The organism is Nonomuraea sp. NPDC050310, assembly GCF_040655795.1.
In the GTDB taxonomy this organism is placed as follows: Bacteria; Actinomycetota; Actinomycetes; order Streptosporangiales; family Streptosporangiaceae; genus Nonomuraea.
The window spans coordinates 84817-97673 of record NZ_JBFAKP010000020.1 but is presented as its reverse complement, the minus strand read 5'-3'; the positions used below and the strand labels follow the sequence as shown (position 1 = coordinate 97673).

Below are 12857 nucleotides of genomic sequence, written 5' to 3'. Positions count from 1 at the left end.
ATGTCCATTATGTCCGCCGTGGTTCCCACCGGAACCGCAGGCGGATGGCCAGCACCGCCACCGCGACGAAGACGGCCAGCCTGGCCAGGGGCGGCAGGTAGCCGCCGGCCCCGGTGTGCGCCTGCTCCAGCAGGTCGGCGAAGGCCACGTTGGGCAGCCAGTGCAGCACCTGGGTGATCCAGCCGGGCAGCAACTCGGTCAACGGCCCGAAGCCGCCCGCGCCCACCCCGCCGAGCAGGAAGAACGGCATCGCCAGCACGGCCGCCAGCTCCGCGCGCGGCACCGCGAGGGTGTAGGCCGCGCCGAGCACCGCCAGGGCCAGCGCGCCGAGCGCCAGGATCAGCACCACGAGCACCGGCTGCGCGGGCGGCTCGATCACCCCGGCCAGCAGCAACGTCGCCGTGATGGCGAGCATCACCGCCAGCGCCTGGGCGGCCACGTTCACGATCTCCCCGGCGAGGATCGCCCCGTCGCCGAGCCCGGTGGCCCGCATCCGCTTGAGGATGAGCTGGTCGCGCCGCGCGGTGAGGGTGATCACCGTCTGCTGGAAGGCGCTGATCGTGACGATCATCGCCAGCAGGCCCAGGTGCACCCGGAGTCCGCCGGAGACGCCCAGCTTGTGCATCATCAGCGGCAGGAAGATCCCCAGCCCCAGCGAGAGCGCCACCGAGGTGGACAGCGCCACCTTGTCGCGCCAGAGCAGCCTGGCCCCGAACCGGGCCACCGCGACGGTCTCACGCATCTCCGCCCACCTCCAGGAAGAGCTCCTCCAGCGACGCCGTGCGGACCTCGAGCCCGCGCAGCCGCAGGCCGCGCGCCGCGGCCCAGCCCACCAGCTCCTGCGCCGCCAGGTCCGGGTCCTGCGTACGGCAGAGCATCCGGCCCCCCTCCAGCGTCACCGGCAGCGGCAGGTCCTCGGGCCCGACGCCCGGCGGCGCCTCGAAGCTGACCCGCCCCGAGCCGCCGGCCAGCGTCTCGGCCATGCCGCCCGAGGTCACCAGCTCACCCCGGTCGAGGATGGCCAGGCTGCGCGCGAGCTGCTGGGCCTCCTCCAGGTAGTGCGTGGTCAGCAGCACGGCCGTGCCGTCCGCGGCCAGGTCGCGCACGACCTGCCAGGTGGCCTGGCGGGCCGCCGGGTCCATGCCGGTGGTCGGCTCGTCGAGGAAGAGCACCTCGGGCCGGCCCAGCAGGGCGAGGGCCAGGTCTAGGCGGCGCTTCTCGCCTCCCGACAACTGCCGGACCTTCGTGCCGGCCTTCTCGCCCAGCCCGGCCAGCTCCAGCGCCTCGCCCGCGGGCCGGGCCGCCGGGGTGAAGGCGCGCCACGCCTCGACGGTCTGGGCCGCCGTCAGGTCGGGGAAGAACCCGGCCTCCTGCAGGAGGATGCCGCACGCCTGCCGTACCCGGCGGCGGTCCTTCACCGGGTCGTGGCCCAGCACCCGCACCTGGCCGCCGTCGGGGCGCTGGAAACCGGCCAGCAGCTCGACCGTCGTGGTCTTGCCCGCGCCGTTGCGGCCGAGGAGCGCGAAGATCTCCCCGGCGGCGACGTCGAAGGAGACGCCCCGTACCGCCTCGAAGCCGCCGTAGGACTTGCGCAAGTCCCGAACCGTGATCGCTGTCATGCCTCGATGGTCGGCCGCTCAGCGCTCCGGCGGCAGTGAGGAATTCACATCTTCAGCAACTTCTCCGCCACCGCGTCCGGTTCGCTCAGGTGGTGCAGGTGGTTGCCGGGCAGCCGCTCCACCGCCCAGCCGCGAGCCGCCGCCCGCTTGGCGTCCTCCGCGTACGGCTCGCAGTACCACAGATAGGCGCACGGCAGGCCGTCCCAGCCCGCCTCGACCGGGACGTTCTCCTCGAAGTAGGCCAGCGGCAGCCGCGGCTGCTCGGCGAGCACCCGCTCGCAGGTCTCGCGGTCGGGGAAGAGCGCGGCCACGTCGGAGCCGACCCACCACTCGCTCCAGCGCGGCAGCAGCCCGTCGACGTCGGCCAGCTTGCGCAGGAACGACAGGTGCTCGCCCTGCGCCGCCGAGGCCTCGCCGTGGGCGGGCGGCAGCAGGGCGTCGACGAAGACGCACCGGCTGACCTCCAGCGCCCGGCACAGCAGGGGCGTGAACACCCCGGCGTTGCTGTGCGGCACCAGGACCAGCGGCCCGTCCGGGACCTGCGCGGCGACCGTCTCCACCGCCTCCCGCCAGTACGGCGGCGCCGCCAGGCCGCGCAGGTCGGGCACCACGGCGCTCGGCAGGCGTTCGGCGACCGGCGCCCAGGAGGCGGGGCCGAGCAGGGGGCTGTGCAGCAGCACGTAGGTGGGGGCCATGCCGATGTCCTTCCCCGGCGGCCCCGGTTTCAGGCCCGGATCCGGGACGCGCGGGGTCAGACGATGAGCGCGTGGCCGCTCACCCGGGTGCGGCTGCCGTCGTAGGCGTCCCAGGCCGCGGCCAGCGCCTCGACCGCGCGGGTGAGCTCGGCGGGCTCGAACAGGAAGTGCAGCCGCAGCCGGTCGCCGAACCCGCCCAGCGGGTCGAAGGCGCGGCCCGGCGCGACCGCCACCCCGTGCCGGAGCGCGAGCTGGGCGAAGGAGTCGGCGTCGCCCCTGGGCAGCCGCACCCACAGCGTCTGGCCGCCGAGCGCGGGCTCGAACTCCCAGCCGGGCAGCCTGGTGCGCAGCTCGGCGGTCAGGTGGTCGTGCCGGGCGCGCAGGGTGGCGATGCGGGCCTGCCGTACCTCCTCGTGGTGGTCGAGCAGCCAGGCGGCGGCGAGCTGACCGGCGGTGTCGCCGCCGAGGTCGTGGATGGCGCGCAGCCGCGCCAGGCGGGAGATCAGGGGAGCGGGCGCCCGCACCCAGCCGACGCGCAGGCCGCCCCAGACGACCTTGCTGAGCGAGGCGATGGTGATCGCCTGCCGGGAGTGCAGCGCCAGGGGCGGCGGCACCTCGCCGGAGAAGCACAGCTCGGCGCAGACCTCGTCGTCGATCACCGGCACGCCGTGCCGCGCGGCCAGGTCGGCGACGTGGCGGCGGGTGGTGTTGTCCATCACGCCGCCGGCCGGGTTGGAGGCGGTGGGCACGACGTAGAGCAGGGCGGCCCGCTCGCGCAGGGCGGCGCCCAGGGAGCCGGAGACCGGGTCGGTCGCGACCGGGCGGATCACGGCCGAGGCGTGGCGGAAGACCTCCAGGGCCCCCGGGTAGGTCGGCGACTCGGTGAGCACGGTGTCGCCGGGGCTGACCAGCAGCCCGGTGAGCAGGGTGAGCGCCTGCTGGGCGCCGGTGGTGACGATGATCTCCTCGGCCGTGGTGGGCAGGCCGCGGGCTCGGTAGCGGGCGGCGACCGCCTCGCGCAGCAGCGGGTGCCCGGCGGGCTGGTAGCCGAGGTCGTGCCGCAGCCCGGACAGCCGCCGGGCGGCGGCGTGGTAGGCCTCGGCGAGTTGCGGCGGCGGCTCGTCCGGCGCGGCGCAGGTCAGCAACTGCACCCCGTCCGGCGGGTTGAGGATGTGCATGAGCAGCGGGTTGGGCACCACGTCGCCCGGCGGCCGCTCGCTCGCCGGCGGGCCGGCCGGCTCGGCGACCCGGGTGCCGCTGCCCTGCCGGCGGATCACCCGGCCCTCCTGCTGGAGCAGGTCGTAGGCGGCCACCACGGTGCCGCGGCCGACCGCCAGCCGGGCGGCCAGCACCCGGTCAGGCGGCAGCAGCACGCCGGGCGCGAGCATGCCGTCGTCGATCAGGGCCCGCAGCCGGGTGGTGAGCAGCAGGTAGAGCGGCCCGCGCCCGGACCCCCACCGGCCGAGCAGCTCGACCAGGTCGTCAAGATTGGCCCCATTCATGGACCAATTTTGCCGCATTGGCTCTCATCTCGCACGCGGAAACCGACAATCCTGGTGATATGCGACCTGAGACTCGGACCGTGCACCTGCCCAAGCCCTCCGTCACCGGCAGCGTCCCCATCTCGATGCCGATCTACCAGACCTCCGGCTTCGTCTTCGACGACCCGGCCGCCTTCGCCGAGGAGATGGGCCGGCCGGGCGGCGCCTACGTCTACGGGCGCTACTCCAACCCCACCGTCCGCGCCCTGGAGGAGGCGGTCGCCGGCCTCGAAGGCGGCGCCGCGGCCATCGCCACCGGCTCAGGCATGGGCGCGATCAACTGCGTGCTGCTCGGCCTGCTCCAGCCCGGCGACCACCTCATCGCCCAGGAGGCGCTGTACGGCGGGACCGCCGCGATGATCAACGACCTGGTCTCGCGCTTCGGCATCACCGTCAGCTACGTGCCCGAGGACGACCCGGCCGCCCTGCGCGCCGCGGTCACCCCGGCCACCAAGCTGGTCTACCTGGAGACCATCGCCAACCCGGTCGGCCAGGTCGCCGACCTGCCCGCGATGTGCTCGGCCGCCCGCGACCTCGGCCTGATCTCCGTCGTCGACAACACCTTCGCCACGCCGCTGCTGTGCCGGCCGCTGGAGCTCGGCGCGGACATCGTGCTGCACTCGGTGACCAAGTACCTCTCCGGCCACGCCGACGTCGTCGGCGGCATCGCGGTCTTCGCCGACGAGGAACTGCACGGCAAGGTCTGGCACTTCGCCATCGAACTCGGCGCCACCCCCGACCCGTTCGCCGCCTGGCTCAGCCTGCGCGGCATGCAGACGCTCGCGCTGCGCATGGAACGCCACTGCGCCAACGCCCGGCACCTGGCCACCCGCCTGGCCGCGCACCCGGCGGTCAGCGCCGTGCACTGGGCCGGGCTGGAGAACCACCGCTCCCACGAGGTCGCCCGCAAGGTGCTGGCCGACTTCGGCGGCGTGCTGGCCTTCGACCTCGCCGGCGGACGGGCCGCCGCCGACTCCTTCATGGCCTCCATCCGGCTGGCGCTCCTGGCGCCCTCGCTCGGCGGGGTCGAGACCCTCGTCCTGCACCCGGCGAGCACCTCGCACCGGGCCCTCAACGCCGCCGAGCTGGCCCGCACCGGCGTCACCGAGGGGACGGTACGGCTCGCCGTCGGCATCGAGCACCCCGACGACCTGTGGGCGGACATCGAGCAGGCGCTGTCCTGAACAATGGATGACGTGAACACCCTCACCCTCGACGACGTCCGGGCGGCCGCCGCCCGCATCGCCCCCTACGTGCTGCGCACGCCGGTCCTCGACCTGTCGCCCACCCTCGCCCTCAAGCTGGAGCTGCTGCAGCGGTCGGGCTCGTTCAAGGTGCGCGGGGCCTTCAACCGGATGATCTCGGCGGGCGAGCTGCCGCCGGCCGGCGTGATCGCGGCCAGCGGCGGCAACCACGGCCTCGCGGTGGCCTACGCGGCCCGGGTGCTCGGGGTGCGGGCGGAGATCTTCGTGCCCGAGGTGACCAGCCCGGTGAAGGTCGCCGGGCTGCGGGCGCTCGGGGCGGAGATCACCCAGACCGGGGCGGTCTACGCCGAGGCCGCCGAGGCCGCGGCCAAGCGGGCCGCCGAGACCGGGGCGCTGTCCGTGCACGCCTACGACCAGCCGGAGGTGATCGCGGGGCAGGGGACCACGGGACTCGAACTCGTCGAGCAGCTCGGGGCGGTGGACACCGTGCTGGTCGCGGTGGGCGGCGGCGGCTTCGCGGCCGGCATCGCCCTCGGCATGGGCGCCGGCGGGCCGCGGGTCGTGGCGGTCGAACCGGAGCTGATCCCCACCTTCCACGCCGCCCTCGCCGCGGGGGAACCGGTGCGGGTGCCGGTCAGCGGGGTCGCGGCGGACGCGCTGGGCGCCTCACGGCTGGGCGGGCTCGCCTTCGACCTGCTGGTGCGGGCCGGAGCGCGGAGCGTGCTGGTGCCGGACGAGGCGATCGTGGCGGCCCGCCGTACCCTCTGGGCCGAGCAGCGGATCGCGGCCGAGCACTCGGGCGCGACCGCCTACGCGGCGTTGCTGTCCGGCGCGTACACGCCGGAGCCGGGGGAGCGGGTGGCGGTCGTGGTGTGCGGCTCGAACACCGACCCCGCCACCCTCTCCTGACCGTCCGGCGGGGTCAGCGGTAGCTGTGCTCCGGGGCGGGGAAGGCGCCGGCGACGACCTCGTCGGCGAAGGAGCGCACCGCCTGGTCCATGGCCTCGTGCAGGTTGAAGTACTGCTTGACGAACTTGGCCGGGTGCGGGGTCAGGCCCATCAGGTCCTGCCACACCAGCACCTGCGCGTCGGTGGACGGGCCGGCGCCGATGCCGATCGTCGGGATCGCCAGCGACGTGGTGACCTTCTCCGCCAGCTCCGACGGCACGCACTCCAGCACGACCGCGAAGGCGCCCGCCTGCTGCAGGTCCTTGGCGTCGGCCATGAGCTCGTCACCGGCCTGGCCGCGCCCCTGGACGCGGTAGCCGCCGAAGACGTTGACCGACTGCGGGGTGAGCCCGAGGTGCGCCATCACCGGGATGCCCGCGCTGACCAGCGCCTCCACCTGGGGAAGCACGCGCCGGCCGCCTTCGAGCTTGACCGCGTGGGCGCCCGACTCCTTCATGAACCGGGCCGCGGTCTCGAGCGCCTGCTGGGGAGAGGACTGGTAGGAGCCGAACGGCAGGTCGGCGACGACCATCGCCCGGCTGGAGCCACGCACCACCGCCGCGGTCAGCGGGAGGAGGTCCTCCACGGTGACCGGCAGGGTCGAGTCGTAGCCGTAGACGACCATCGCCGCCGAGTCGCCGACGAGCATGACCGGGATGCCGGCCTCGTCGAAGACCCGCGCCGTCATCGCGTCGTAGGCGGTCACCATCGGCCACTTCTCGCCGCGGTCCTTGGCCGCGGCCAGGTCGCGTACGGTGACCCTGCGTCCCGCCTGGCCGCCATAGAGAGTGGTCGGCTGGCTGGTAGAGGACATAGCGATCCCTCCAGATGAGTCTCGAGGCGCCCCTGTGGCGTACCCGGACGTTTCTGATGATTGCATGCGCTGCACAGGATTCAACACCCGGCGGTGAACAGGTAATCCGGTGGCGAAACTGTCGGTGCCTCACGCCACAATAGAGGCGGAGGTAAGTAATCAAGATGGCTATCGAACCTTACCGGCGTCTGCTTCGGCTGCCGGGCGTCCGCACCCTGCTGCTCGTGGGGCTGCTCGCCCGCATCCCCTCGACCGCGACGGGCATGGCGCTCACGCTGCACGTGGCCGAGCAGGGCATGGGCCGCATGGGTTTGGGCTACGCGCTCGCCGGTCTGGTGACCGCGGTGAGCACCATCGGCATGGCCGTCGGCTCCCCGCTGTCCGGCCGCTTCGTCGACCGGTACGGCCTGCGCCCCGTGCTGCTGGTGACCACCATCGCGCAGGCTGTGTTCTGGAGCACGGCGTGGGCGATGCCGTACTGGCTGCTGGCCGTCGCCGCCGCCGTGGCCGGGCTGCTGGCGCTGCCCGTCTTCAGCGCCGTACGGCAGAGCCTGGCCGCGATGGTCCCGGTCGAGCAGCGGCGGGTGGCCTTCTCCATCGACTCCATGTTCGTCGAGCTGTCCTACATGACCGGCCCCGCCCTGTCCGTCGCCGGCATCATCGCGCTGGGCAGCACCTGGACCTTCGCCCTCATCGCCGTCGGCCTCACCGGCGCGGGCGTGGGGCTGCTCCTGCTCGACCCGCCGGTCCGCTCGGCCGAGGAACTGCGCCAGCCGCAGGCCAAGGTCAGCCGCAGGACCTGGTTCACGCCGGGCTTCTTCGCGCTGCTCGGCACCACGATGGCGGCCACCTTCGTGCTCACCGCCACCGAGCTGTCGCTGGTCGCCACGATGAACACGGCCGGCGCCGAGGCCTGGGTGGGGCTCGCGATCGGCATCTGGTGCGTCTACTCGCTGGTCGGCGGGTTCGTCTACGGCATGTTGCCGCGCGGCTTCTCGCCGCTCGTGCTCATCGCCGGGATGGGCCTGCTCACCGTGCCCGTCGGTCTGCTCGCCGGCGACTGGCGCCTGCTCGTCCTCGCCCTGCTGCCCGCCGGCCTTCTCTGCGCGCCCTCCCTGTCCTCCACCGTCGACGTCCTCAGCCGCTGGGTGCCCGCCGGGGCGCGTGGTGAGGCCATGGGCTTCCACGGCACCGCGCTGCTCATCGGCGGGGCCGCCTCCGCCCCCATCGCCGGCGCCATCATCGACGGCGCCGGACCTCCTTGGGCCTTCCTGGTGGCCGGCCTGGTCGGCGTCGGCATGGTGGCCCTGGCCCTCCCCTTCTGGCGCCGCCGCCCCCAGGACGCCCTCGCCACCCCCGACCAGCCCGCCGAGCCGTCGACGACGGAACCCGACCAGCCGCCGGTGGCCAACCTCACCACCTGACCCCGGCCGTCGGCTTGGGGGACTCTGGGAACGGGGGCCAGGCAACCCTGGAGGACCCCCAGTTCCAGCCCACCGACCCCGAGGAGCTGGGGCGGGCCGGGAGGTAGGGGGGCCCGGGGTGGGCCACCGAGACCGTGAGTCGGCGGGAGCTAGGCGTGCAGGAAAGGGGTGATGGTGGCGGCGACCGTGCGGGGGGCGCCACCGCGGTCGGTGTTGCCGGAGCCGCCATGGCCGAGCCCCGGGAAGACGACCCGGCGCACCCGGGGAAGGACGGCCTCCAGAGCGTCCAAGGCCGCCTTGAGGTAGCGCGGGCTACGGTCGCCGCCGAGCAGGAGGACGTCCGCCTCCACATCCCCATACCGGTCCACCCGCCCGGCCACCTCCCGGACGAGCTGGAAGTCCCGCGCCAGGGTGGGAGCAGCCTGCCGCATGGTGAAGGCGTACGCCCCGGCCCGGCGGTCCTCCTGGCGGATGGCCAGCCGCACCATGGGCCTGAGCAGCCAGCCGGGCAGCCGGTTCAGCAGGGGCGGCCCCATCTCGGCACCCTGCATCCCGGTCACCATCGCCCCGGCCAGGTCCCCGGCGGCGAGCAGCCGCTCATATCGGTCCATGTACGCGGGCTCGAAGGGCTCCTCGACGAGCAGCGGCGGCTCGTAGGCCACCACCCGGCGTACGGCGGGCAGAGCCAGGGCCGCCTCCAGCGCGATCAACGCTCCGGAGCTGACGCCGAACACCTGCTCCGTCTCGGTCGCCGCCAGGAGCGCGCCCAGGTCGGCCACCTCCTTGGCCATCGTGTACGCCCCGCCGTACGGGCCGCTCGTGCCCCGGCCGCGCCGGTCGTAGAGGGTGACGGTGAACCGGCCGGACAACGCCTCGGCGAGCTGGAGGTGGCTGGCGGCGTGCTCCATCCCGCCGTGGACGAGCACGAGCCCGGGGCCTTTGCCCAGGCGGGTGAAAGCGATCGGGGTGCCGTCGGGGGAGAGGGCGGTTTCACCGGTGACGACCATCGCGTCCTCCTGGATGAGGGGGGCTGGGTGGCGGGTGGAGGGAGCGCCACAGGGGCAGGTCGGGGAAGGTGCCGTCGAGGAGTTCGGCCAGGAGCGCGCGGGTCCAGTCGAGCTCGGCCTGCCCGACGGCGAGGTCGTACTCCCGCTCCAGCAGGAACAGCCGCGGCGTCTCTCCCCGGTCGTGCGCGAGTTCGGCCCGCTGGGCGGCGAGCCGCCGCTCGACCAGGGCGGCCCGGGCCCGCAGCAGGCCGGCGGCCTCGTCCGGGTCGAGGATGGCGAGCACCGACAGCCCAGCCTCGAAACGGGGATGCTCCGGCTCGGGGACGGCGACCAGGTCCCGGGCCCAGTCCTCCAGCTCGGCCCGTCCCGTGGGGGTGAGGCGGTAGACGGTGCGCTCGGGACGGGCCCCGGCCCGCTCGCTGCCCGCCGCCTCGACGAAGCCGTGCCGCTCCAGGTTCTGCACCACCCGGTACAGGGAGCCCCACTTGATCTCCATGTCCTGGTCCTTGCCCCGGGCCCGGATCACGGTGGCCATCTCGTAGGGGTGCATCGGCCGGTCGACGAGGACGGTCAGCACGGCCAGGCCGAGCAGGTTGCCGACCTTGCGGCGGACGGGCATGAGATCTCCTCGCAGCGGAATACTCCGCTGCGAGTATAGCCCGGGCGATGTGCCGTTTACAGGAGCTTCGCCACATCCGGGGCGTAGGCGGTCATCCAGTGCGGCTGGAGCCGGTAGTAGACGATGTCCTGGTCCCAGTCGAAGGCGTCGCCGCCGTAGAAGTCCTTGAGGTAGGCCAGCACGTCGGGCCAGTCGGCGGCCGGCGGGCCGTCCTGCGGGTTGAGGGTCTCGACGGTGCCGTGGGTGAAGACGCCGAGGTCGTCGCCCCGCAGGTGGGCGACGCTGGCGGCGGGGCGGGCGGCGAGGTGGCGGGCCTTGGCGGCGCTGCGGGCCGTACCGAAGATCCACTTGCCGTGCAGGAAGTGCCCGTCCACGCCGCTGATGCGCGGCTCGCCCTTCGCGGTCACGGTCGACAGGGCGAGGGTGCACATGCCGGTGAGCACCCGGGTGAGCTGCTCGGCGGAGAGGGCGCGCTCCCCGTTGATGATCGAGCGCAGGTGGGCGGTGGAGCCGGTGAGGGAGGCGTCGAGCAGGGTCTGGAGCTCGGCGAGTTCGTGGGTGGTTTCGCGCATCGGGTCAGGCTAGCCAGCGCCCCCGACAATCTGCCCCGGAACCGATCTGCCCGGAAGCGATCTGCCCGGAAGCGATCTGCCCGGAACCGATCTGACCGGAGCCGGCTGACCGGAAGTCAGAGCCGAGTTTACGAAACGAAACCGTTGCGTATCGGAATGGCTCGCGATACGGTGGCGTTGCGAAACTCAATCGTATCGAAATAAGGGGCCGTCATGTCCGATCTCCGAGATGCCGAAGCCGGGCATCCAAAGCGCTGGACCATCCTTGGCGTCCTGGTCTTCAGCCTCCTGGCCGTCGTCCTGGACAACACCATCCTGAACGTCGCGATGAAAACGATCTCCGATCCTGTCGAAGGCCTGGGCGCCACCCAGGCCGAGCTGGAATGGGCGATCAACTCCTACACGCTGGTCTTCGCCGGCCTGCTGTTCACCTTCGGGGTGATCGGTGACCGGACCGGCCGCAAGCGGATGTTGTTCATCGGCATGTTGCTGTTCGGCCTGGCCTCGCTGGCCAGCGCCTACTCCCAGGACCCGATGCAACTGATCCTGGCGCGGGCCGCGATGGGCATCGGCGGTGCGGCGATCATGCCGGCCACGCTGGCGATCATCTCGAACGTCTTCCCGGCCAAGGAACGCGGCAAGGCCATCGGCATCTGGGCCGGCGGCGTCGGCCTCGCGGTCGCCATCGGCCCGATCACCGGCGGTTTCCTGATCGAGCACTTCTGGTGGGGCTCGGTCTTCCTGATCAACGTGCCGATCGTGCTGATCAGCATGGTGCTCATCGCCACCCTGGTGCCCGAGTCGCGCGACCCCAAGCCGGCCCGGCTCGACCTCGTGGGCGTGGTGCTGTCCATCCTCGGCCTGGTCGCGCTGACCTACGGCATCATTCGCGCCGGCGAGCTGGCCACCCTCGCCGAGGTCCAGGTGCTCCTGCCGCTGCTGGGCGGCGTGGTGATCCTGGGCGTGTTCATCTGGTGGGAGCGGCGCGTCGCCAACCCCATGTTCGACGTGAGCAACTTCGGCAACGTCCGCTTCTCCACCGCCATCGGCATGATGGGCATCGTCTTCTTCGCGATGATGGGCGGGATGTTCTTCCTGACGTTCTACATCCAGATCGTCAAGGGGTTCAGCCCGATCCAGGCGGGCGCGCTGATGATCCCGTTCGCCGCCGCGCAGCTCATCTTCGCCCCGCTCAGCCAGCGGGTGAACGAGCGCTTCGGCGCCAAGCTCACCTCGACCGTCAGCCTGCTGGTCGTGACCGGCGCGCTGCTGACCTACGCGCTGTTCGACCGGGACACGCCCGTGCTGCTGATGGAGGTCGTCTTCTTCATCCAGGGCGCGGCGATGGCCAACATCATGCCGCCCGCGACCACCGCGATCATGGAGGCGCTGCCCCGCGAGAAGGCGGGCGTCGGCTCGGCCATGAGCAACACCGTCCGCCAGGTCGCCGGCGCGCTCGGCGTGGCCGTGCTCGGCTCGGTCCTGTCGGCGATCTACCGCGGCGAGATCGAGCCCGCGCTGGCCGGGCTGCCCGAAGCGGCCAGGCACGCCGCCGGTGAGGGCCTGACCGGCACCATGGGCGTCGTCGCCTCGGCGGGCCCGCAGGGCAAGGCGCTGATCGATCCCGCGTTCGACGCCTTCATCCACGGCATGCACGTCACCACCCTGGTCTCCGCGGCGATCACCCTGGTGGGCGTGGTCGTGGTCGCGCGCTGGATGCCCGGGAAGGCGCCTGCCGTACCGGATCTGCGGGAAAGCAAGGAACCAGCGGTAGTGTGAGGCCGCGATGAACAGGACTGAGACCACGGCGGCCCGGCCCGCGGGCCGTCCGCGCAGCGAGAAGGCCGAGAAGGCCATCATCGAGGCCACCCTCGACCTGATCGGCGAGGGGGTCGGCGTCTCCGAGCTGTCGATCGAGGCGATCGCGGCCCGGGCCGGTGTGGGCAAGACCACCATCTACCGGCGGTGGTCCAACAAGGAGGACCTGGTCGTCGACGCGCTCGCCGCGCTCAAGGCGCCCGTCCCCGAGCTGGCCGGGGTCTCGGTCCGCGAGGACCTCGTCACGATGCTGGAGACGATGCGCAGCGAGGCGGGCTCGACCCGGACGCGGTGCGTCATGAACATCGCGATGGGCGAGTCCGACCGCTACCCGCACCTGTTCGAGCGCTTCCGGCGGATCGCCATCGAGCCGCGGCAGCGGGCGGTCCGCGAGGTGCTGGAGCGGGGCAAGCGGACCGGCGAGCTGCGGGCCGACCTCGACGTGCAGCTCGCGATGACCGCGCTCACCGGGGCCATGGTGATCCACAGCAAGTGGGCGGCGCACGGCGAGGTCCTGCCGGACGACCTGGCCGAGCGCGTGGTCGACCTGGCCCTGCGGGGCCTCGCTCCCTGACTCAGGTCATGTACGGCAAGC

General features: G+C 72.9%; 13 protein-coding genes. 5 read left to right on the top strand and 8 right to left on the bottom strand.

Annotation, left to right across the window (positions count from 1 at the left end):
* Positions 1-7 precede the first annotated feature (7 nt).
* The 4 genes from AB0I67_RS33615 to AB0I67_RS33600 are packed head-to-tail and all read right to left on the bottom strand — an operon-like array spanning position 8 to position 3816.
* Positions 8-742 carry an ABC transporter permease gene (locus AB0I67_RS33615; protein ID WP_357931959.1) on the bottom strand — a complete coding sequence of 245 codons (735 nt, stop codon included), beginning with the start codon at positions 740-742 and terminating at the stop codon, positions 8-10.
* The gene (locus AB0I67_RS33610; RefSeq protein ID WP_357931957.1) at positions 735-1619 is read right to left on the bottom strand and encodes an ABC transporter ATP-binding protein; all 885 of its coding nucleotides are present in this window, start codon (positions 1617-1619) and stop codon (positions 735-737) included. Before AB0I67_RS33610 ends, AB0I67_RS33615 begins: the two co-directional genes overlap by 8 nt.
* Positions 1620-1663: 44 nt before the next feature.
* Entirely contained in the window at positions 1664-2314 is a 651-nt protein-coding gene (locus AB0I67_RS33605) for an alpha/beta hydrolase (protein ID WP_357931954.1), read from the bottom strand.
* A gap of 56 nt (positions 2315-2370) precedes the next feature.
* Positions 2371-3816: a PLP-dependent aminotransferase family protein gene (locus AB0I67_RS33600; protein WP_357931951.1), complete on the bottom strand. Its 1446-nt coding sequence runs from the start codon at positions 3814-3816 to the stop codon at positions 2371-2373.
* Positions 3817-3875: 59 nt separating this feature from the next.
* Between AB0I67_RS33600 and AB0I67_RS33595 the strand changes: the two genes are divergently transcribed.
* A complete protein-coding gene (locus AB0I67_RS33595) occupies positions 3876-5039 on the top strand; it encodes an aminotransferase class I/II-fold pyridoxal phosphate-dependent enzyme (protein ID WP_357931948.1) in 1164 nt (387 codons plus the stop codon).
* 12 nt (positions 5040-5051) lie between these two features.
* Complete coding sequence (locus AB0I67_RS33590) at positions 5052-5969, top strand: threonine/serine dehydratase (RefSeq protein ID WP_357931946.1); 918 nt, start codon at positions 5052-5054, stop codon at positions 5967-5969.
* A gap of 13 nt (positions 5970-5982) precedes the next feature.
* Here the strand turns inward: AB0I67_RS33590 and panB are convergent, their stop codons facing one another.
* Positions 5983-6822: a 3-methyl-2-oxobutanoate hydroxymethyltransferase gene (gene panB, locus AB0I67_RS33585; RefSeq protein WP_357931943.1), complete on the bottom strand. Its 840-nt coding sequence runs from the start codon at positions 6820-6822 to the stop codon at positions 5983-5985.
* A gap of 164 nt (positions 6823-6986) precedes the next feature.
* Here panB and AB0I67_RS33580 point away from each other — a divergent pair, with 164 nt between their 5' ends.
* Positions 6987-8246, top strand: a complete 1260-nt coding sequence (locus AB0I67_RS33580) for an MFS transporter (RefSeq protein WP_357931940.1) — start codon at positions 6987-6989, stop codon at positions 8244-8246.
* 149 nt (positions 8247-8395) lie between these two features.
* On the opposite strand, the gene AB0I67_RS33575 is transcribed toward AB0I67_RS33580, so the two are convergent.
* Genes AB0I67_RS33575 through AB0I67_RS33565 form a run of 3 tightly spaced genes read right to left on the bottom strand, consistent with a single transcriptional unit; the run spans position 8396 to position 10444 of the window.
* Positions 8396-9253, bottom strand: a complete 858-nt coding sequence (locus AB0I67_RS33575; RefSeq protein WP_357931937.1) for an alpha/beta hydrolase — start codon at positions 9251-9253, stop codon at positions 8396-8398.
* Positions 9237-9872: a PadR family transcriptional regulator gene (locus tag AB0I67_RS33570; RefSeq protein WP_357931934.1), complete on the bottom strand. Its 636-nt coding sequence runs from the start codon at positions 9870-9872 to the stop codon at positions 9237-9239. The genes AB0I67_RS33575 and AB0I67_RS33570 overlap by 17 nt, the downstream gene beginning before the upstream one ends.
* A 56-nt stretch (positions 9873-9928) precedes the next feature.
* A complete protein-coding gene (locus tag AB0I67_RS33565) occupies positions 9929-10444 on the bottom strand; it encodes a pyridoxamine 5'-phosphate oxidase family protein (protein WP_357931931.1) in 516 nt (171 codons plus the stop codon).
* A gap of 213 nt (positions 10445-10657) precedes the next feature.
* Between AB0I67_RS33565 and AB0I67_RS33560 the strand changes: the two genes are divergently transcribed.
* Together AB0I67_RS33560 and AB0I67_RS33555 are read left to right on the top strand one after the other, a co-directional pair.
* Positions 10658-12223: an MFS transporter gene (locus AB0I67_RS33560; protein ID WP_357931929.1), complete on the top strand. Its 1566-nt coding sequence runs from the start codon at positions 10658-10660 to the stop codon at positions 12221-12223.
* Positions 12224-12230: 7 nt separating this feature from the next.
* Positions 12231-12836 carry a TetR/AcrR family transcriptional regulator gene (locus AB0I67_RS33555; RefSeq protein WP_357931927.1) on the top strand — a complete coding sequence of 202 codons (606 nt, stop codon included), beginning with the start codon at positions 12231-12233 and terminating at the stop codon, positions 12834-12836.
* Positions 12837-12857 lie beyond the last annotated feature (21 nt).

Bases quoted from the DNA above. Each gene is read 5' to 3' on its own strand.
- AB0I67_RS33615 (WP_357931959.1), bottom strand. From the start codon at position 742: ATGCGTGAGACCGTCGCGGTGGCCCGGTTCGGGGCCAGGCTGCTCTGG.
- AB0I67_RS33610 (WP_357931957.1), bottom strand. From the start codon at position 1,619: ATGACAGCGATCACGGTTCGGGACTTGCGCAAGTCCTACGGCGGCTTC.
- AB0I67_RS33605 (WP_357931954.1), bottom strand. From the start codon at position 2,314: ATGGCCCCCACCTACGTGCTGCTGCACAGCCCCCTGCTCGGCCCCGCC.
- AB0I67_RS33600 (WP_357931951.1), bottom strand. From the start codon at position 3,816: ATGAATGGGGCCAATCTTGACGACCTGGTCGAGCTGCTCGGCCGGTGG.
- AB0I67_RS33595 (WP_357931948.1), top strand. From the start codon at position 3,876: ATGCGACCTGAGACTCGGACCGTGCACCTGCCCAAGCCCTCCGTCACC.
- panB (WP_357931943.1), bottom strand. From the start codon at position 6,822: ATGTCCTCTACCAGCCAGCCGACCACTCTCTATGGCGGCCAGGCGGGA.
- AB0I67_RS33580 (WP_357931940.1), top strand. From the start codon at position 6,987: ATGGCTATCGAACCTTACCGGCGTCTGCTTCGGCTGCCGGGCGTCCGC.
- AB0I67_RS33575 (WP_357931937.1), bottom strand. From the start codon at position 9,253: ATGGTCGTCACCGGTGAAACCGCCCTCTCCCCCGACGGCACCCCGATC.
- AB0I67_RS33570 (WP_357931934.1), bottom strand. From the start codon at position 9,872: ATGCCCGTCCGCCGCAAGGTCGGCAACCTGCTCGGCCTGGCCGTGCTG.
- AB0I67_RS33565 (WP_357931931.1), bottom strand. From the start codon at position 10,444: ATGCGCGAAACCACCCACGAACTCGCCGAGCTCCAGACCCTGCTCGAC.
- AB0I67_RS33560 (WP_357931929.1), top strand. From the start codon at position 10,658: ATGTCCGATCTCCGAGATGCCGAAGCCGGGCATCCAAAGCGCTGGACC.
- AB0I67_RS33555 (WP_357931927.1), top strand. From the start codon at position 12,231: ATGAACAGGACTGAGACCACGGCGGCCCGGCCCGCGGGCCGTCCGCGC.